Raw genomic sequence first — 20,639 nt, forward strand, 5'->3', positions numbered from 1 at the left:
GTCTTGGGGGTTTCCCCCATGAGCGACTGGCGTTCAAGAGTCAAGGGCCAAAGTTAATTAATCTGGACTTTTGACTCTGGACTATTTGGATACGACGCATAACTTGATAGCAAAACTGGATAAAAAAGTGATTTTACTGAGCAGCAAAGTGATATGAAGCACTTGTGAATTTGGGCACGTTAGGCGTTCCTGTCACAGGTTATGGAGAACACCAGGCTATTTCCTAAACCCTCAATCCCTATGCGTCGAACCAAAATTATTTGTACTGTTGGGCCTGCTACATCTGCTCCTGAGAGGCTAGAAGCGTTGGTAGAAGCTGGAATGAATGTGGCACGGCTGAATTTTTCTCACGGAGCTTATGAATTCCACGCCCAAACTGCTCAGTATCTCAAGCAGATTAGCACTTCTTTGCGAAAGCCGATCGCAATTATGCAAGACCTGTGTGGCCCGAAGATTCGCTTGGGGACTTTACCACCAGAAGGGCTAATGGTAGAAGCAGGTAGCGAAGTTACGTTTGTTTTACAAGATAAGGGTGAAAGTACTGACGAACTACCTTTACCATTGCCGACTTTGTTTGCAATGGTGCGACCAGGCGAACCAATTTCGATTAATGACGGTCGCGTTAAGCTAGTTGTGAGCGATCGCGATGCCGATCGCATTCGTGCCCATGTGAAAATTGGTGGCTTAATTTCCACTCACAAAGGGGTAAACCTGCCAGAAACTCGTTTACCTGTCAGTTCTATCACCGAAAAGGATTTGCAGGATTTGCGGTTTGGCATTCAATTAGGTGTGGATTGGGTAGCAGTTTCCTTTGTGCAATCGCCCCAAGACCTAGAACCTGCTCAAAGAATGATTGAAGCTGCGGGAGCAAAAATTCGGGTAATTGCCAAAATCGAACGCCCGGAGGCTATCAAGCAATTTGACAGCATCCTAGAAGCTGCCGACGGGATTATGATTGCCCGCGGCGATTTAGGCGTAGAAATGCCGATTCACGAAGTCCCCCAGATTCAAAAAGATATCATTCGCCGTTGCAATCGGGCAGGCAAACCAGTGATTACCGCCACGCAAATGCTGGAATCGATGATTAGCGCCCCCGATCCCACCAGGGCAGAAGCAACCGATGTTGCTAACTCTATCTGGGATGGTACAGATGCTGTCATGCTTTCTGGTGAAACTGCTGTGGGTCAATATCCTACCGCCGCTGTTCAGATCATGCACAATATCGCCGTGCGCACAGAACAGTCTTTACAGGAAGGTAGTAGCCATTCCTGGTGTCATGAGGCAGGTAGTTTAAGCGTCACGGAATCTGTGGCAGAAGCGGTATGTCGAATTGCCTATGAAACAGGCGCAAAAGCAATTCTTTGTAACACATCTTCCGGGGGTACAGCGCAACTAGTTTCTAAATACCGACCATCTACACCAATTATCGCCCTGACTCCCGATGAAACTGTTTACCGCCAGCTAGCACTTTCTTGGGGTGTAATACCTCTGCTCATTCCCCCAGTCCACAATGCGGAAGAGATGTTTATGAATGTGGTAAACAGAGTCGAAGACATGGGTTTAGTCAAGGACGGCGATAAAGTAGTGATTACCTCCGGCGTCCCAATTGGTAAATCAGGAACAACTAGTTTAATTAAAGTGCATTCTATTGGACAGCCGATTTTGGCATAACACCCCTAGAATAGAGCCGAGACCAAGACACTCAGGATTCTTGGGCAAAATTAAGAAAAGTTGCCAAAATCAGAATTTAAGGGGCAAGAGAGAGTGTAAAGAAGGCAGGGGGGATGAAGGAGTGTGGGAGTGCGGGGAGAAATGACAAATGACTATTGACTGTTGACCAATGCCCTCTGCCTTTCCTAAGTAAATCCTAAATAAACAACCACCACGGAGCAATTTATGTCTAAAAATCTACTTGAGCAATTGCGCACAATGACTGTTGTGGTCGCGGATACAGGGGATATCCAAGCGATTGAAAAGTTCAAACCTCAAGACGCTACCACCAATCCCTCGCTGATTACTGCGGCGGCGCAGATGCCTGAATATCAAGAAATTGTCGATCAGACTTTACTGCAAGCTAAGAAAGATGCAGGTGCAGGTGCAAGCCAAGCTGAGATTGTGACTCTAGCTTTTGACCGTTTGGCGGTAGCTTTTGGACTGAAGATTTTACAAATTATCCCTGGTCGCGTTTCTACAGAAGTTGATGCGCGTTTGTCCTACGATACGGAAGCTACTGTCACCAAAGCTAGAGAATTAATTGCGCAATACAAAGCGGCGGGTGTTTCCCGCGATCGCGTTTTGATTAAAATCGCTACCACCTGGGAAGGTATCCGCGCTGCGGAAATCCTTGAGAAAGAAGGCATTCATTGTAACTTAACACTGTTATTTGGTCTTCACCAAGCGATCGCCTGTGCGGAAGCTGGCGTTACTCTAATTTCTCCCTTCGTTGGTCGGATTCTCGATTGGTACAAGAAAGATACCGGACGGGACAGCTACCCCTCAGCAGAAGATCCGGGGGTACTGTCTGTCACCAAGATTTACAACTATTACAAGAAATTCGGCTATAAAACCGAAGTTATGGGAGCCAGCTTCCGTAATATTGGTGAAATTACTGAATTAGCAGGTAGCGATTTGCTGACTATTTCGCCCTCATTGTTAGCTGAATTGCAAGCAACTATTGGCGAACTACCACGCAAACTCGACCCCGCTAATGCAGCCAGCTTGGAAATTGAAAAAATCTCCATCGACAAAGCCACCTTTGACAAAATGCACGCTGCTGATCGCATGGCTACTGACAAACTAGCAGAAGGTATTCAAGGTTTCACCAAAGCTTTAGAAGACCTGGAAAAACTGCTAGCCAACAGATTGGCTACCTTAGAAAGTAAAGCAGCTAGTCCTGTAGCTTAGAATTTCTCTCCATATAGTTAGCACTTTAGTTTCTATATCTTTCACTCACAAACCCGGTTTTTTAGAAATCGGGTTTTTTTATGCAGGATTTGTGCTAACCTGCTTCAGCCGCCGTTGAAAAATAATCATCTCATTACCAATAACCGGATTCCGCGCTACTAGCTTATCTTGAGAATCCACAACTTCTATATGGCTAAAATCTAATTCTTGAGAGCGTTGTAAGATATCGGCTGCCAGCTTATCTTGTTGGGATTGGGTGAGAGTGTACCAATTATCACTAATTTTAACAGTAAGATTACTAGTACGAAAATTTGCTTGAATTGATTTTATTAGACCAGAGGCAACGCGATCGCTAATCTTCGATACTTGATTTTCGATGGCTGCAATTAAAATTTGTTCTGGCGTCAATTGCAAGATTGGAGTTGGTGTTGGCGTGGGTTCCGGTGTCGCTTCTGGTGTGGGCGTTGGTGTTGGTTCCGGTTCCGCTGGGGTAACTTCCGCTTCTGGCGACGGCGTAATTTCTTCTAGTGGCTGGGTTTCTGGTGTTGCTAACTCTGGTGTCGTAGTTATCGTTGGTGTTGGCGTTGGTGTGGGAACTTCCTCAACTGGAGGAACCGTTGCTACCTCAGTAGGTTTATTCGCGAGCAAGCTAGTAGTTGTCCACACTAAAATTACAGCAATACTAGCAATAATTCCTGTCAAAGCTGTATTTGACAACTTTGCTGACAAGTTTGCTGGTAATAAAGTGCGGATTTTAGCTAACAGTCCACCCCAAAAACCAGGAGTTTCTTCAGTTCCCGGCGGAGGTGCTGTCTCCAGTTTCACCACCGCCGTCTCTAAAATTCTAATTGTCCCTCTCAGAAATTGAATAATAGTAGACTTCCAAATTGGCTGGTTTCTCCGATTGGGTCTTTGGGGCGGTTGTGAATTCTGATTGTCTTGCGACATGGAAATTTCACCAAGAGCAACGAATTAAAGATAAATCAAAACGCTGACAATTTCGCGTATTAGCTTAAATTCTACTCCGGCGATAAATGGCGATCGCGTCCAGATGATTTTGTTGATACAGCTAGTATTCTTCAGCAATGAGATTGAGGAAGCGATCGCTCTTTTGCCAAGAACTTAAAGGGGGATAGTGCGTCTAAATTTTTTATGAGAGTATGACTATAGTCATGACTATAGTCATTATGAAATCCATTTCTAAAACTAAACTCAAAGCTCAACTACTAGAGTTCCTACGACTTGTCGAGTCAGAAGGAGAAGAAATTGTAGTGACCGATCGCGGTAAGCCTGTCGCCAAAATTTCCAAATACCCACAGACACTTTCCACAGAGGAGTTATTCGGAGCAATGCGCGGTAAAGTAAATTACTTTGAAGATTTAACTACACCAACCACTGAGGAATGGACAGAATTGTGAAAATAGTTCTCGATACCTGCGCTCTCATCTGGTGGAGTTTAGACCCAGCAAGACTTTCTCAACGAGCTAAGGAAATATGCGATCGCATGGAACGGGATAAAAATGGTCTAGTTCCGTCTATAGCTATATGGGAAATCTCGATCAAAATCAAAAATCAAAAATTAGATTTAGGAGTCAATCTTAACGAGTACCTAGCAGCGCTGAAAAAGTCCAGTGTCGTTGAGATTGTACCCATTGATGAAAATATTTGGTTAGAAAGCGTCCGGTTAGAATGGACTCACCGCGATCCAGTAGATCGAGTGGTGGTAGCACTAGCTAAAACTCATCAAGCTGCAATAATTACAGCAGATAAAGAGATAGCAGATTTCTACTCAGAGGTGATTTGGTAGATTTACTTTTGCTCGTGATGCCTCAGCAAAGATAGTAGCAGGAGCAACGCTCTCATGACAGTCTCTACCCAACGCATGACCCTAGAAGAATACCTCAACTATGACAACGGGACAGATACCCGGTATGAATTAGTGAATGGAGAATTGGTAGAAATGCCTTCAGAAAGCGACCTTAACCAGCGAATTGTTATGCTGTTACTCGCTTATTTTCTACACCAAGGTATCCCTTACTACTACTTGAGAATTGGGTTAGAGATTGCAGTCAGTGGCGCTTTGGCTACAGTTCGCCTTCCCAATTTGGTTATACTTGCCGAAGCCGCAGCAACAGCCCTAGAAGGTGCTACTTGCTCCATCATTACCTATGATATGCCGCCACCGCGCCTAGTTGTCGAAGTCGTCAGTCCCAACCAGGAGAACCGAGACTATCGCCATAAACGCTCGGAGTACGCTGCACGAGAGATTGCTGAATACTGGATTGTAGACCCAATTCAACAACGAGTCACAATTTTGACATGGGTCGATGGATTATATGAGGATAAAGTCTACCAAGGAAGCGAAGCGATCGTTTCCCCAGAGTTGGGAACCCTGGAACTGACCGCAGAACAGATATTGAAAGCAGGCTGAAGGCGAACTAGTGAGTTGTATTGTTTTAATTACAAGGCGTCTTCCGCATTTATGTATCCAGAAATACCAACTTCTAAGCAAACCTTTGAATTTTTCTTAGTTTGCGTCAGATTAAGTAATGTACTTCAACCAATTAACGTAGTCAGGCTAGATGAGAGAACAAATCAAATCTATGTACTGGCTGGCGACGAGACAGAAGTACTGATTTACCCAAATGGTAAAGTGAGGTTTTTATGACCGAGATAAATTTTGCTGCAATGAGCAGAGAACAGTTAAGGGAATATGTGAAAACACATCCCCAAGACCAAGCTGCATTTTATGCATACATGGATATGCTACAAAGCGAACCAGGAATTGAGATAACTTCAATGGATCAGTTTGAGCAACTGCTTAGAGAGAAAATCAAACAATCTCAAAGCGAACAATAACTCAATGATGAAAGCGATCGCTCAATTTTCTATTCCATCGCTTTAATTTGCTTGTTCGCTTCGTTTTCTGCCCTTACCATTGCCTGCTTTAATGGTTGTTGACCTAACAAAGCGCTAATAAATTGGTTATCAAAGTTATTTACAATTGCTGCTGGATATTTGCCTGCTTGCCAAGCGGTAGCATAAGATACACCACTAACAAATGGCGATCGCAACGGGTCTTTGTCGTAGCCTAATTTCTCTGCTACAGATTTTCTGGTTGGTAGCGCAAACCCTGTTCCCGTCCACTTTTGCATTCCTTGTTTACCTGTGAGATAAGAAATCAATTCCCAAGCTTCAGCTTTGTGTTTTGCTTGCTTATTCATCACATAGGCAACGGTAAAAACCATAGTATTTTTTTTGCCATTAATACTCGGCAATTCTGCGGTAGCAAACTCCAGATTGGGAAACGTGTCATTTAGATAAGGAATTGCCCAGTTACCCTCAATTACCATTGCTACCTTGCCCTGACCAAACATTTCGCTACCAGAACTCGTCCCCACATCAGATTTTTGGGCAGAGGAACGGTCTTTTTGATACTGATCTAATACCAACTGCAATCCCTGCAAACCCGGTTCGCTAGCAAAGGTTGCGCGATCGTTTTGACCAATAATTTGCCCGCCAAAGGCTTTAATTTTATAAACTTGACGTGCCAATTCGGGAATTTCTCCAAAGCCGTATTTATTCACTTTGCCTGTTAATTGCCGAGAATAGCTGCGTAATTCCTCCCAAGTAGTAGGCGGACTACTCAACCCTGCGGTGGCGAAGGCTTTTTTGTTGTAAAACAGCGACAAGGTGGAATAGTCTTTGGGGAAACCGTAAATTCGGTTCTGGTATTTGAAGCTATTAAGAAGGTTAGGTTCAAAATCTGCTACATCAAATTCGGGGGTGATATAAGCATCTAGCGGTTCGAGGACGTTTTGACTCATGAAGAAAGGAGCCTCCAGCGCATCCAAATAGAAAACATCCGGTGCGGCTTCGCCAACCAAACGAGTTTTGATTACGTCCATATATTGGTTGGAAATCACCTCATACTTAACATCGATCTGGGGGTGCTTTGCTTCAAAATCTTGTAGTACCTGTGTGAGGAGTTTTTGCTCAACTTGATTACCTCCCCAACCACTCAGTTTCACAGTCACTTTTGTGGATGGGCTTTGTAGTGATAGACTGTGGCAACCAATAATCGCGATCGCGATCGCCATTGCCAATCCAAAAAACTTGAACAATCTGCTTCTAATCACGTACTCGTCAAAGTCTCTCTGTCCTTACTTATATCGTCTGTAGCCGAAAACTGATATTTACAAATCTGAATTTTTATTGAGAGAGGCAGGATAGAATAACGAGACATTATCGGCAACTAGACTCATCCTACGGGACTCGATCCGTAAAACTTGAATTTATGACTTCTGTTCCGATTGAAACAGCCGCGCCTGTGGCTCTGGAAATTACCCAGATTATTACGCCACAATCAGCACTGGCTCCTACCGTAAAACCCAGTCCTCAAGCTTATAAAGATGGTATTCGCACCAGTTTGAGAGCCTCAACTCTCGATGCTGTTTTTGCCACAGTTTTTGGTGTAGCGACTGGGGGAATTTTACTCAGCAATTTCCTCTTGGAATTAGGTGCTAGCCCAGTGGTATTTGGGATGCTGTCATCTATCCCCATGCTGGTGAATTTAGTGCAGCCGTTGGGTGCTTACTTGTCGGAACGCAGCAGCAGCCGTTTTTACTATTCTCTCAGAACGCATGGAATTGCTAGATTGCTGTGGCTAATTCTTGGTATTGGTATTATCGGCTCCAGCTGGATCGGGCTAACTTCTGGACAGTTAGTACTATTAACTCTGTTGGTGGTTCTGTTCAGCGGTCTTTTGGGAGGGCTAGGAAGCGCATCATGGCTGAGTTGGCTAGCTACAATTGTTCCTCGACGCTTGCGAGGTAGGTATTTCGGTTTACGCAATAGTGCAGCTAGCTTAACTAATTTGCTCTGCGTACCTGTGGCGGGGCTAGCTGTATCGCATTGGTTTGGTGGAACTTTACAAGGTTACGGCGTAGTTCTACTTGTTGCGATCGTGTTCGGTTTAATTAGCCTGGGGTGTCAGTACTTCCAGATGGACATGAATCCTGCATTGCAAAATAGCAGTCTTGTAAAGTACCAGCAAAGCAGTGAATATGCTGCCACCTCAAAAAACGAGTGTACTAGCATCTGGAGTAACTCTAACTTTTTAAAATTTCTGCTCTATTACGGCTTCTGGATGCTGGCTGTGAATCTCAGCGCGCCTTTCTTCAACTTCTATATGCTAGATCGGCTCAAACTAGATGTAAGCTATGTGACGCTCTACGGTAGCCTGCAAGCTGGAGCCAATATGCTTTTGATTGTCCTGTGGGGTAAATTGGCAGACAAAATAGGCAATCGCCGGATTTTAATGTTAATTGGAATTTTGGTTGCACTAACGCCGTTGTTGTGGATGGGTGTAAGTGCTAATACTTGGAATATCTTGCTGTGGTTGCCGCTTTTACACATCTTTACTGGCGGGACTTGGGCGGCAATTGATTTGTGCAATAACAATATACAACTAGGAATTGCACCGCTAAAAAACCAGTCTATCTATTTTGCGATCGCATCGGCTGTGGCTGGCGTGAGTGGTGCTTTAGGCTCAACTATCGGTGGCTTCATCGCCCAATTTGCCGAACAAGGCGGCTTACTAGGATTATTTGCTCTCTCTAGTGTCTGTCGCTTAGTAGCGATCGCACCACTCATATTTGTTAAAGAACCGCATGAGTAAGGAGGCGGGGCATAGGGTATGGGGAAGAAAACTCCCCACACTCCTCCTATTCAGCCGCGCTAGAACTCAAACTCCTGCTCTCCCACAAAACCATGTGGGGGGCGGTAGGTACGGGCTGATGCAAGCCAATCAGCTGGGCGAGAGTATTTTTTAACTGAGTACGGGGTACGATGTCATCAACAAAACCATGCTTGAGCAAATCCTCAGCGGTTTGAAAGTCCTCTGGTAATTTCTCGCGGATGGTTTGTTCGATGACTCGTCGGCCAGCAAAACCGATGGTAGCCTTGGGTTCTGCGAGGATGATATCACCCAACATGGCGAAACTAGCTGTGACACCACCAGTAGTTGGATGAGTTAATACGGGAATATATAAAAGTTTGGCGTCGCGATGGCGTTGTAGCGCTGCGGAGATTTTCGCCATCTGCATTAAAGAGAGCATACCTTCCTGCATTCTGGCTCCACCAGAAGTACAGATAATAACTACCGGATAACGGCGCTGAGTGGCTTGCTCAATCATGCGGGTGAGTTTTTCACCCACAACTGAACCCATACTTCCACCCATGAAGCGGAAATCCATTACCCCTAGAGCCACAGGCAAACCGTTGATTTGACCTAAACCAGTTTTAACAGCATCTATTAAACCAATTTTTTCCTGCATTTCGCGAAGGCGATCGCTGTAGGGTTTGCGATCGCGAAATTGCAAGGGATCGGTAGGACGCAAATGCTCGTCCATCGGTCTCCAAGTGTCTCGATCGATTAATTGACGGATGCGCTCATCGCTATCCACTCGATTATGATGACCGCATTCAATGCAAACCATCTGATTTGCTTTCAGGTCTTTCGTATATGTCAATACACCACACTTAGCGCATTTGTGCCATAACCCATCAGCAATTTCCCGTTCTTGGCGTTCGTGGCTGATAGTTCCTGATTTCCGCCGATTTGCAAACCAATCCAATAGTGACTTTAAACCGCGTGATTCTTCGTTGTTTGCCATTTTTATTTTATCAAGTAGGTAATGAGGTCGAAAACGGGTCAAGAAGCTACGGGGATTACAGGGTAAAAAGTCCTCATACCACAGTCGTGATTTGGTGGCTCTGGGACTGGATACAGACTATTTGGTGGCTCCACTGTCGGAAAGACACGCTTGTTCATCCCGTTTTGGTTCTTGACTATTGACTGCATTGTCAAATTACGCCTGTAAGCAATTCAGACTTTATTTTGCATCTTTGGTTGCCAGCTTAACGAAAATGCTTATGCCAATACAAGTCTTTTGTCCGTTGGATCTTATGAGGGTATCGGCAAAGGTCTTGGCATCTTCATCCTCCAGCAGAATGCCCTTCCCCAACCCCTTCAGGGGATACTTGCTCCCAAATCAAGAATTTGTATTGTGAGGTTATGAGCAGTTAGCTCGTTAAGAGGGTAATCCTGGTTACAGGAAGATATTACCAAAATCTGAAGAACCGATGGCGTAATGACAGTTACAGTCATGGGGGGTAGAAATTTCTTATGATGGACTAATGGGTTGTAAAATGGGAATTTTTAAATTGTCAATTTGAGTTTATTTTTGCCTCCTATATTTAAGTTACTGGAAAAAACAACCGCAAGTAAGCAGATAATATCGCTTCGCCTCCAAATAGAGCGATCGCAGCCCCAAAAGCTAAAAAAGGGCCAAAAGGTATTTTTTGTCCAAATCTGCGCTTCGATAGTGTAATTGATACAACACCAACTAACGCTCCCACGGCACAAGCCATAAAACCAGCTAACAGTAAATACTTCCAACCCAGCCAGGCCCCCATCATGGCGGCTAATTTGGCATCTCCTGCGCCCATTGCTGTTTTACCAAGAGCAATTGAACCAAAAAGAGCGATCGCATCAAATAGCCACAAGCCCAGCACAGCACCAACAATCCCCATCATCAAATGTTTGATCGATCCCACATAGCTACCATCTGGATAAAAACCGATAACTATTTGAAATATTATTCCCAACACCAACCCAGACTGAGTAAGTTGATTGGGTAAAGTCATCGTATCTAAATCAATGAGCGATAGGGCCAATAACCAGCTACAAAAAGCCCAATATCCAATTGTTAAAATAGAAACTTTAAATAATAAAAAAACTAGTAAAAATATTACGCCCGTTAACGCTTCTACCACAGGATAGCGGACAGAAATCTTGCTTTTACAATAACGACACCGACCTTTTAACCATAGCCAACCAAAAACTGGGACATTATCGTGGGCTTTTAGCTGGTTGAGGCAATGGGGACAACGGGAGGGAGGCCAAAGAACTGACAAACCTGCCGGTAGCCGATAAACCACAACATTAATAAAGCTGCCAATAGATGCACCTAAGGCGAAGACAATTGCACTCGCCGGAACGGTCATTAAAATTTCCATATAGTCATGAGTCATTAGTCCTGTGTCATTTGTACTTTGTCCTTTGTGCTTTGTCATTTGTTATTTGTCATTAGTCTAATGACCAGTAACTAAATATTTAACGCCTAATGACGAATAACTAATGACCGATGACTCATGACTCATGTAAAATGTCCAATGACTAATGACTGTTGACTAATACATATGAGATTCAATTTGGCTCAACGGCACAAAACATTCTTGCGGTAAGAGAACGGGGTGGTTTGTAAAAATCACCTTGCCGCGATGCGTATTGCGATTAATGGCTACACCTGTAGCTTGTCCAGTGACTTCTGGATGTGCTTCACAGAGAGTGTAGTAAATTTCACCAGCAGCCCTAATAACAGCAGGATCAGCCAAGGGAGACTGAGATTGCTGATTTTTGGGAGGCGTATAGTTTTCTTGTCCTTGACGTAAAGCGTACACTATGGAGTTACTTGCTTTCTAAATTTGTCTCTAGTTTATATGAAAGTTTCCGTAACGGTTGCCAAAATGCTACGGTGAAAACGGAAGAAATTATTTTGCTTGAATAGCTTGAATTAGCGATTCCCCCATAGCACGACAACCCAACAGCTTTGTTCCAGGGGAGAGAATATCACCAGTGCGATCGCCTTGTTCTAAAACTTGCAATACGGCGTTTTCAATGGCGTCTGCTGCTTGCGGTTGGTCTAAACCGTAGCGTAGCATCATGGCCGCACTTAACACCTGCGCTAAAGGATTAGCTTTATCCTGTCCAGCGATATCTGGGGCAGAACCGTGAACTGGTTCAAACACACCAGGCCCGTCAGCACCTAAACTAGCAGAGGGGAGCATTCCAATACTACCAGTGAGCATGGCAGCCGCATCAGAAAGAATATCGCCAAATAGATTGCCTGTAACGATGGTATCGAATTGCTTGGGAGCGCGTACCAATTGCATCGCCGCATTATCTACATAGAGGTGAGATAGTTCGACATCCGGATATTCTTGAGAAAGTTTGGTGATGCGATCGCGCCATAACTGAGATACTTCTAATACGTTCGCCTTATCCACCGAGCAAAGTTTCTTGCCGCGTTTCCTTGCTGCTTCAAAAGCTACTCTACCAATGCGATCGATTTCTGATTCGGTGTAAACCATTGTATTCACACCGCGTTTCTCACCTGTTTCAGTTTCAAAAATCCCTTTGGGTTTACCGAAGTAAATTCCCCCAGTAAGTTCGCGCACCACCATAATATCAACGCCTTCTACAACTTCCCGTTTCAAAGTTGAGGCGTCAATCAGCTGGGGCAAAATTTTGGCTGGGCGCAAATTAGCAAATAATTTCAACCCTGCACGCAGCCCTAGTAAACCTGCTTCTGGACGGAGATTAGATGGTAGGGAATCCCACTTATAACCACCGATAGCAGCAAGCAATACAGCATCGCTGTTGCGACAAGTATCTAAGGTTGCACTCGGTAGAGGTTCTCCAGTGGCGTCAATTGCTGCACCACCAATTAAGGCTTCTTGAAAATCAAACTTCAGATCGAATTTCTTTCCCACGAGATTTAGCACGTCTACCGCTACGGCCATAATTTCGGGGCCAATGCCATCGCCAGGGAGTAAGGTAATGCGGTAGTTCTGGGTCATAACTAGTTTTTACTGAGTAAATGCTTGCAGAATAAATATCATACCCAGCAACGTGTACCGATAACCAAACAATTCGCCGTTCAAAGTTAGCGACCTCACCCAGAAATCACAATAATTAAGTATTAAAAACTGATTAACGAGTATCAAAGACTGGTTAATGGAGTTACGCCTAATGTGAATTACTTACTATCCTCCAGTATTAATGTCGACTCAGCAGTACGCCCAAATTCTTCGGGTGCATATTGCAAATGTACTTCTGCACCAGGCCAGAGGAATTTACCGGGAGTAACGGAACGCACTAAGTAATGCAGGCTATAAACTCCTGGTTCGAGGTGGTCGGCGTAGGCGATAATGCGATCGCGGTAAATATTTTTAAAACCTAATTGCCAACTATCGGCTTTTGCTTGCAATGCGGCTGTTGTCGTTTGGAAACTTGCATCTACTGCTTCTAATCCTGCTGGTAAAGGATCTGTAATTACTACATGCTCTACAGTGCGATCGCTAATAATTTCTAAACCAATATCAAACACTTGTCCAGGTGTTAAAGTCAAGGGTTTATCAAAGGCGTAAAGTCCTAATTTTTGCAGAACTTTATCTTCACCAACTTTCTGTATTTCTCTTGTCACTCTTAACCCGTTAAATCTTCCTGGTTGATTTCCTTGCAAGCGATAATTATAAGCAACCAGATAATGTAATTTACCTCTACCTGATTTTCGTAATACTAAATCGTGACGACCGCGAGGTAATTTATCCATTGGTACGTTTAGTTGCAAGCTAGGATTGCTATAGCCTTCAAAACGATTTTCTCCTAACTTTTTCCCAGCTAATTGTACGAAGGTAACAAAATTAGGTGGTCTGGGTTGTAGTTGACTATATTCTACTAAGGCTGTGAGTGCTTGGGCGTTGTTATAACTAGTTTGCCATGTGCCATCCCTTCGCTGTGCTAGCAGACTTTGAAATAGTTTATCGACTACTTCTAGTTTAGCTTTGTTAGCAATAAATAACTGTAAAGCTTGCGCTTGTGCTGTTGTTGAGGAACTCATCCATTCCCAACTGTTGGGTAGGCTAATAACTGCGTTGCGACCAGTTTCATAGATACTTTGTTGTAACTGGTTGAACATGGTTTGAGATTCATCTTGCCATTCGGGAAATTGAGATAAATATCGCGCTAATTTGATTTGATTGACTACATCAAAGTTATTGCGCTGTTGATAAACATCTGCTAAGAAGCTATTGCGTTTATCGCCCAGTTCTGCCAATGCGATTAAAGCATTTAGTTGTAGTTGATTTTTACAAATTTGCTGTTTGCAAAAATCGTATTGTCCGGGATTAGCGAGGACTTTTTGCAAGTAACCTTTGAGGCGAGAAAGCATTCCTGAATCAATTAAACCGGGGAAGGCTTGATTTGCTTTAGCTAAGGATTCTGCTGCGTAGGAAGACACCCAAGGATCGGATTTTTCTTGTTCCGGGTAGGAAGCAAAACCACCATCGGCTACTTGGAGTTTTTGCAGTTGTTCGGTTGCGAGATTTGCTTGTTGGTTAATGTTGAATTCGGCAAATGTCTGTCCATATTTTTGTGAGAGAGTTTGCAAATTCGCCGCAATAATTAACTGACTGGCTGCTGGTTCTGCAAATGGTAATTGGTTATCACCTAAAACTTGTTTGGCTGGTGCTTTAATTTCTGGGACTAGGGTACTCGCCAGTTGAATATCTAAACCTCCTGCATCTGGGAAGGTATTTTTATCAACATTTACAGGAATTTTGGTTTGTTTTTCGGTAATTCCTGTTTCTACAACTTGTTCGGTAATTTCTAGCGGCTTAACTTCTAAAGGTACTTCAAAAGCATCGGCTGCATTATTTAACTGGGTGGTAAAGCGAATTTTCCCAACTCCCACAGTATCCGCCACCATTGGGAAGCGATAAGCTTGGGTAGCAGTTTCGGCTTTGGTTTGCAGAGTGGTAGCGGTGGGGTTGTTCTCCGCAAATTTGACTGTACCGCTAAGTTCGCCGTTAATTGAGAGATTTCCGCTATTTCCAGTGGTGTTGGTGACTGATAAACCAGCAAAAATACGATCGCCTGGACGGGCAAATTGTGGCAAGATGGCGTTAGTTAGCAGTGGTTTGGTAGTAATAAATGTGTTCTCGCCATTGCCAAACCGCAGATTTCCATCGGTAGCTACAGCCATTACTCGCCATGTAGTTAAGTCATCGGGGAGTTTAAAGGTTATCTGTGCTTTCCCGCTAGCATCAGTCAGGACAGAACCATTGTAGTAAGCTAAAGCTTGAAAATCTGTACGGACGCGGGTATTAGCTGCACCTGAGGAAAAGCCACCGCCATAACCCCAGCCTTTGGGTTTGGGAATATCTTGCGGTTGAATGACGACATCGGGACGATTATCACTAAAACGAGTGGCGATCGCTTGTTCGGCGTATACTGTATTTACCAAATCTGGCGGACGATAGCCAGATAGTTGCAATACCGCTTCATTCACCACCATGACTGTAAATTGTCCTTGGGTGGGGATATCTTGATTATCTGTGAGTTCTAGTTGTACGGTTTCCTCTACACCAGGTTCGAGGGATGCTTGCAATGGCTTAACTTGCACTTTTAAATATTTATTTTGCAAGTTGACTTTAAATGGTGCAAAGCCAATTTTTACTAATTTATCTAAATTTCCCGGTTCTACTTCATTCAGTGGTGCGCCTTGTCTGACTAACACAGCTTGTATTGCTGCATTTGGTAACATTTCTGGCGTAACTTCAAACTGAATTTGGGGTGCGCCTCCCTTGACTTTTGTAATATGCTGATAGAGAGGTTTGTCTTTAATGACTGCAAAATATAATTCGGCTTCTGGGTAGGGAGATTGAATTAATGCAGTTGCAGTTTCGCCAGGTTTAAATTCTTTTTTATCTAGTTTAACTTCTAGCCTGTCTTCTTCTGGAGAACCCCAAAATACTTGATTGTCTCCTGTTACCCAAATTTGTAAATCTGTGGCGCTTAATTCATCTTTCGTATCGCTAAAATTTGCCCTAATTCTGTAGGAACCTGATTCTTTTGGGGTTAAAGTTACCGATTGAGGCTTATCAGCAGATGTCACTTCTGCTTGTCCAATTGTCTTATATTCAACTTGATTTTTTGCTGTGCGGCTACCTTCCACCAATTTAGTCACACTACTATATTTTATCTGTTGTAATTCCAGACGCAGCCGTTGACCTGTAATAGGTTTTCCTGTAGGGTCAGTAACAATAGCTTCGATAGCAAATGCTTTACCAGCGTCAGCCACAAAATTACTTTTTAACCCAATCAGGCGATTAGTTGTTAAGGCTGTAAAAGTTTGCGAATTTGCCACAGATAAATTAGAAACATCTGCAACTTGCACATCTACCCGATAAGTCATTGGGTATGGTAAATCTTTCGCGACTGTCAAAGTTTGTTTGCTTTTACCATTCTCATCTAATTTAGAATTAGCTTGCAATACATCGCTAGTTAAAGTTGGACTTTCTTCCGGCCAGAACCATTGTCTACCAAAGCTAAATTCTTCCCAACCTTTAGGTATAAAATTAGCTTGTTGACGGGTCACAAAATATTTTGCTTCTCCTCCTTGTACGGGTGCGCCAAATAGATAATTACTCGCAGCTTTTGCTTCTACTTCCTCACCAATTAAAGCAAATTCTTTATCTAAGTTGAGTTCAACTTTAAAGTTAGGCGGTTTAAATTCAGCTACTCGCAATTCTCCAGAAATTTCTTGTCCGTTTTTCCCTTTAGCTTCGACTGTATAATAGCCTAAGCGTTGAGTTTTATTTATAGGTAACTCTAGAGAGAATGTACCAAATTCATTGGTTGTTTTTGTGCCTAAATTAGTCCTTTGCCCATCAGGATCGACTAGAGTTAATTGGTAAGCAGCATTTTTATCTTGCTGAATTGTGCCATTTTGTAAGTAATCGGCAAAAGCAGTTAACCAAGCTTTTTCACCTGGTTGATACAACTGCCTATCTGAGAATATCGCACCTCGTGATTCTGGTTTACCATCTTGCCAACCAGCATCAATACCATAACCGTAAACACCACTATATTCTTCTGTGCGGGTAAATGCCCAATCTTGATTTTCACGGGCAATTATTAATAGTTCTGGTGCTTTGATAAAGGTTTGATTTCCAGCCAAACATTTCTGTAAATCTTCGCGTTTAATACTTAAATTACCACTATCATCTGTTTTGCCAGTTGCACAAGGTGAAGCTGGCGGATGAGATTTTTCGTTCAATTTTGATTGATAAATTTCGACAGCCGCAGCTTTTACTGGCGAACCATCGCTAAGATGATGCACGCGAATTAAGCCAGAATCAGGAAACCACTGAGAAAATACGCCTAAATTCGTTAATTGTACTAAGCCATAAGTTGTAGGTTCGCGCCACAGTTCTTTACCATTTTCTTGATATTTATTAGTCCGTGCTTGCACTCCATAAGCTAGCATTCCTGTTGGGGAAGATAGCTTTTCTTTCAAAGGAACATTTACATCAACTGCTTGATTTTTCTTGCCTTTTACGGGAAAATTTTGCCATTCGGCAGGTTGAGGTAAGAAATTATTTGCATTATTATCGTAAACTAAATCTGTGGGTTGAACTACTTTATAAGCGGCTTTATATTTAGCTTCTGGTAAATTTATTGTATTGATATTTAGCTGTAAGTCTTTACCGGAAGGGAAAATATTTAAATCTGAAGGAACCCAAATATCGCCAGCTAAATCACCTGTTTCATATTTAACTGTGACAGGCTTATCCAAAGTTTGACCAAATTTATCTTTGAGGTTTCCACCAACAGTAATGTTATAAGTAGTGTCTGGTGCTAAGGCATAAGGATTGATACTGACAACTCTATCTTCATCGTTGACTTGGATGAGTCTGGGAATATCTTTTGGTTTCGGCTCAATTTTAATATTTTCTATCGCAGAATCGGCAACTAAGATATTATTAAATTCTAATTGCGGACTACCTTTAACAAATCTCCCATAAGTTCCACCTGCATCTGGCTGTCCATAGAAATTAATTCCTTGAAAAGCTAAAGGTGAATAGGTGGCTAATTTACTGGCAAATTCTTTTTCAGTCGGTAAATTACCATAAGCTGGACGGATACCAGGCGCAAAATTCAACCGATAACGAGTGGCGACTTCTAAATTTCCTTGGGGGATAAGCTGATAAATCCAGTTCTTTACTGAAGGGTCAAATTTTTCTAACGGATCTTCACTTTCTTGGGGCTTATCTTCTTTGACTAATTCAACCTTAAAGCCAATACCTTTATCTTTACCTTCAGGAACTAACTGTAAATGTTCTGCAACTGAGGACTTATCTAGTTCTACATTTGAGGTAAATTGTAATTTAGGCTGTAAATCAATTGGTTGAATGTCAGCCTTTTCCATCGGGTTAACGCCGGGTAAATTAGTCAGCTTAATCGGTTGAGTATTAAAAGTCCAAGCTAAATCTTGATCTAAGCGATGATTTTTTAAATCGGCTAAACCAGATTTGAGGGTAACTTGAAATCTTGTGGCTTGTGGTAAGGCTTTATCTGCTTGAAAACCCACCATGCGTGGTGTTAAAAAGCGAAATTGTCCGGGTAAAGGTGGTATGAGTTCAAATTTTTGCAGTAAGTTTTGTTGTTCTGGAGTATCTAGGCTTTCAACGGGAATTAAAGCTTCTTTAAATCGGATGCGAATTTGATTGAGAGGTTTCGCATCACCAATAGGGCTAATTTGTTCGATCCAATCTGGTAATTTTGGTGGGGATAGAGGCGCAACTGTTGGTAGTTGTTCTTTACTTGAATTAATTCCGAATAAGCTGCACCCTGCGATACCTAGCATCAGTGTTAAGCTAAGTAGAAGGTTAATTAAATTTTTAATAAACATAAATTTAAAATAAAATATCTATCCTCTCTGCGACTATACGCCTTTGCGTGAGATTATTATATAGATAACCAATCAAAGACGATTGTTCCTAACAATTACTACAATTCTTAACGATAGTAATCGGTTGTAAGGTGAGAGACTTTTCAAACGAAGCGCATTTGCGAAGCTTCTCGCAGAGAAGGCACAAAGGACATAAATAAGAAGAAAAGTTTTAGATAAATCTGCAATTTGTATTAAGAAGTATTTAGTTTTGAGATGACATAATTGACATCATTGAAAATAGCTGATAGAAGAATATTGCTATTGCTGAAAAACTCCCAAAGACAAATAAAAAATCTCACAACTCAAATTTTGTAAATAGCACAAATTGCGTTTTTACAGATTAAGAATCTAGCCATAATTAAGTTTGCTGCGAAAATCTGGGAAAACTAACTTTAATCCAGAATTGGTTATGGCTAATCTATCGCTATGAAAATTGCTCATAGACTTGTTGGAAGCTTTGTTAGTGTTTCTCTATTAACAAGTGTGGTTGGTGTGGTGGCGATCGCCCAAAGCCAAAAAATTGCTGAAAGTCTGGCGATCGCAGAAGCTGAAAACGTTGCCCAAGTGATTGCTATTTCAATCAGTCACCATTCTGACGATCAAAAATCAATTTCTGTTGAACGTTCTGAGCCAATACAAAACTACATCATGCTGCTGCATAAGTTGCAACAGCGGGATAATGAGGTGGTCAATCGACAGAAAGTGATTATAGCAGATGCTGTGACCGAAGATATTGGAACTACTCTTGAGCACGATCGGGGCAATGAAGTTCAGCAAACAATCCAAGATGGCAAGGCCAGAACTTTTTTGGAAAAGAGTAATAATTATCCCCAAGGGATTAAATTGATTGTTGTTCCCTGGAAAACCAATCAAAATCAGATAATTGGTGCTGTTATTTTAGAATGGTCATCGCTGTTTGACGAGGCGATCGCCCAAGCCAAACCAACAATGCTGTTGATTGGTATCACTAGTTTAAGCTGTGTGATTTTGGCATTAATGTTAGGGTTACAAATTGCTAGCAGCATTGCGAAACCATTGCAATCCGTGACTGAGGTAGCACAGCAAGTTACTGAAGAATCTAACTTTGACCTCAAAGTCCCTGTGATGGCTAAGGATGAAACTGGTATCTTGGCGGCTGCACTCAACCATCTCATCGAACGTGTAAAAATACTATTAACTGAAAAAGAACAACGTTCAGAGGAACTTCAGCAAGCTTTCACTCAGCTGCACAACACTCAACTACAACTTGTGCAAACCGAAAAGATGTCCAGTTTAGGTCAATTAGTAGCGGGAATTGCCCACGAAATCAATAATCCTGTCAATTTTATTCGTGGCAACATTGACCATATTGATAGATATACTCAAGACTTACTGCAATTAATTCAAGCTTACCAAGAGCATTACCCCTATCCACCCGCAACACTGCAAGATATTTTAGATGATATAGAAATTGACTTTCTTCGGGAAGATTTGCTCAAGCTGCTGCAATCCATGAAAATCGGTACTGAAAGGATTCGGCAAATTGTTTTATCTCTGCGTAATTTCTCGCGTCTAGATGAAGCTGAATTTAAATCTGTTGACCTGCATGAAGGTCTTGAGAATACGCTGCTAATTTTACAACATCGTCTCCAGGCACAACCGGAAACTCCAGCAATTGTAGTCATTAAAGACTACGGTGAATTACCTTTGGTTGAGTGTTACCCCGGACAACTCAATCAGGTATTTATGAACTTACTGACAAATGCAATTGATGCTTTAGAGGACTCTAGGCAACATACACAGCCTGGTAAAATTTGGATTTCTACTCAAGTGACAGCTAATAATTGCGTACAGATTTCGATCGCCGATAATGGTTTGGGGATAAATGAAATATTGCGATCGCGCATTTTCGATCCCTTCTTTACTACCAAACCCATTGGTAAAGGTACAGGCTTAGGCTTATCCATCAGCTACAAAATCATCACCGAAAAACATCATGGCAAGATTTGGTGCGATTTCACAGGCGGAGAAGGTACCAAATTTGTGATTGAAATTCCAGTGCATCAACCTCAACTAATCTAGGATGAGAGACTTACCCAAGTATCAAATATT

At 42.5% G+C, this 20,639-nt stretch carries 16 protein-coding genes; 9 read left to right on the plus strand and 7 right to left on the minus strand.

Features of this window, described 5'->3' with window-relative positions:
- The first annotated feature begins 240 nt into the window (after positions 1-240).
- Both pyk and AACU33_RS06685 read left to right on the plus strand, forming a co-directional pair.
- Entirely contained in the window at positions 241-1,671 is a 1,431-nt protein-coding gene (gene pyk, locus AACU33_RS06680; protein ID WP_096587691.1) for a pyruvate kinase, read from the plus strand.
- 225 nt (positions 1,672-1,896) lie between these two features.
- Positions 1,897-2,904 (plus strand): transaldolase, encoded by a 1,008-nt coding sequence (locus AACU33_RS06685; RefSeq protein WP_096587692.1) that lies wholly within the window; start codon positions 1,897-1,899, stop codon positions 2,902-2,904.
- 78 nt (positions 2,905-2,982) lie between these two features.
- On the opposite strand, the gene AACU33_RS06690 is transcribed toward AACU33_RS06685, so the two are convergent.
- Positions 2,983-3,852: a hypothetical protein gene (locus AACU33_RS06690; RefSeq protein WP_096587694.1), complete on the minus strand. Its 870-nt coding sequence runs from the start codon at positions 3,850-3,852 to the stop codon at positions 2,983-2,985.
- A 239-nt stretch (positions 3,853-4,091) separates the two neighbouring features.
- Here AACU33_RS06690 and AACU33_RS06695 point away from each other — a divergent pair, with 239 nt between their 5' ends.
- From AACU33_RS06695 to AACU33_RS06710, 5 genes are read left to right on the plus strand one after another with little or no spacing between them, the layout of a single operon-like run.
- The gene (locus tag AACU33_RS06695; RefSeq protein WP_096587696.1) at positions 4,092-4,322 is read left to right on the plus strand and encodes a type II toxin-antitoxin system prevent-host-death family antitoxin; all 231 of its coding nucleotides are present in this window, start codon (positions 4,092-4,094) and stop codon (positions 4,320-4,322) included.
- Positions 4,319-4,711: a PIN domain-containing protein gene (locus AACU33_RS06700; protein WP_096595163.1), complete on the plus strand. Its 393-nt coding sequence runs from the start codon at positions 4,319-4,321 to the stop codon at positions 4,709-4,711. The genes AACU33_RS06695 and AACU33_RS06700 overlap by 4 nt, the downstream gene beginning before the upstream one ends.
- A 54-nt stretch (positions 4,712-4,765) precedes the next feature.
- Positions 4,766-5,335 carry a Uma2 family endonuclease gene (locus AACU33_RS06705; RefSeq protein ID WP_096587698.1) on the plus strand — a complete coding sequence of 190 codons (570 nt, stop codon included), beginning with the start codon at positions 4,766-4,768 and terminating at the stop codon, positions 5,333-5,335.
- A 51-nt stretch (positions 5,336-5,386) separates the two neighbouring features.
- The gene (locus tag AACU33_RS37555) at positions 5,387-5,572 is read left to right on the plus strand and encodes a DUF6888 family protein (protein WP_096587699.1); all 186 of its coding nucleotides are present in this window, start codon (positions 5,387-5,389) and stop codon (positions 5,570-5,572) included.
- Positions 5,569-5,763 carry a DUF6887 family protein gene (locus tag AACU33_RS06710; RefSeq protein ID WP_096587701.1) on the plus strand — a complete coding sequence of 65 codons (195 nt, stop codon included), beginning with the start codon at positions 5,569-5,571 and terminating at the stop codon, positions 5,761-5,763. The genes AACU33_RS37555 and AACU33_RS06710 overlap by 4 nt, the downstream gene beginning before the upstream one ends.
- A 29-nt stretch (positions 5,764-5,792) precedes the next feature.
- Here AACU33_RS06710 and AACU33_RS06715 read toward each other — a convergent pair whose 3' ends face one another.
- Positions 5,793-7,004: an ABC transporter substrate-binding protein gene (locus tag AACU33_RS06715; RefSeq protein ID WP_096587702.1), complete on the minus strand. Its 1,212-nt coding sequence runs from the start codon at positions 7,002-7,004 to the stop codon at positions 5,793-5,795.
- A gap of 197 nt (positions 7,005-7,201) precedes the next feature.
- Between AACU33_RS06715 and AACU33_RS06720 the strand changes: the two genes are divergently transcribed.
- Positions 7,202-8,584, plus strand: coding sequence for an MFS transporter (locus tag AACU33_RS06720; RefSeq protein WP_096587704.1), 1,383 nt, complete (start codon positions 7,202-7,204; stop codon positions 8,582-8,584).
- Between the two features lie 46 nt (positions 8,585-8,630).
- Here the strand turns inward: AACU33_RS06720 and accD are convergent, their stop codons facing one another.
- The 5 genes from accD to AACU33_RS06745 all read right to left on the minus strand — a co-directional run bounded on the left by accD (position 8,631) and on the right by AACU33_RS06745 (position 18,506).
- The gene (accD, locus tag AACU33_RS06725; RefSeq protein WP_096587705.1) at positions 8,631-9,581 is read right to left on the minus strand and encodes an acetyl-CoA carboxylase, carboxyltransferase subunit beta; all 951 of its coding nucleotides are present in this window, start codon (positions 9,579-9,581) and stop codon (positions 8,631-8,633) included.
- 583 nt (positions 9,582-10,164) lie between these two features.
- The gene (locus tag AACU33_RS06730; RefSeq protein WP_096595164.1) at positions 10,165-10,986 is read right to left on the minus strand and encodes a prepilin peptidase; all 822 of its coding nucleotides are present in this window, start codon (positions 10,984-10,986) and stop codon (positions 10,165-10,167) included.
- A 174-nt stretch (positions 10,987-11,160) separates the two neighbouring features.
- Entirely contained in the window at positions 11,161-11,430 is a 270-nt protein-coding gene (locus AACU33_RS06735; protein WP_096587707.1) for a hypothetical protein, read from the minus strand.
- Positions 11,431-11,520: 90 nt separating this feature from the next.
- Positions 11,521-12,609, minus strand: a complete 1,089-nt coding sequence (leuB, locus tag AACU33_RS06740) for a 3-isopropylmalate dehydrogenase (RefSeq protein ID WP_096587708.1) — start codon at positions 12,607-12,609, stop codon at positions 11,521-11,523.
- A gap of 179 nt (positions 12,610-12,788) precedes the next feature.
- The gene (locus tag AACU33_RS06745; protein WP_339375804.1) at positions 12,789-18,506 is read right to left on the minus strand and encodes an alpha-2-macroglobulin family protein; all 5,718 of its coding nucleotides are present in this window, start codon (positions 18,504-18,506) and stop codon (positions 12,789-12,791) included.
- A 468-nt stretch (positions 18,507-18,974) separates the two neighbouring features.
- On the opposite strand from AACU33_RS06745, the gene AACU33_RS06750 reads away from it, so the two are divergent.
- Complete coding sequence (locus AACU33_RS06750) at positions 18,975-20,609, plus strand: sensor histidine kinase (RefSeq protein ID WP_096587710.1); 1,635 nt, start codon at positions 18,975-18,977, stop codon at positions 20,607-20,609.
- Positions 20,610-20,639 lie beyond the last annotated feature (30 nt).

It is taken from the genome of Calothrix sp. NIES-2098 (assembly GCF_963875125.1).
In the GTDB taxonomy this organism is placed as follows: Bacteria; Cyanobacteriota; Cyanobacteriia; order Cyanobacteriales; family Nostocaceae; genus Aulosira.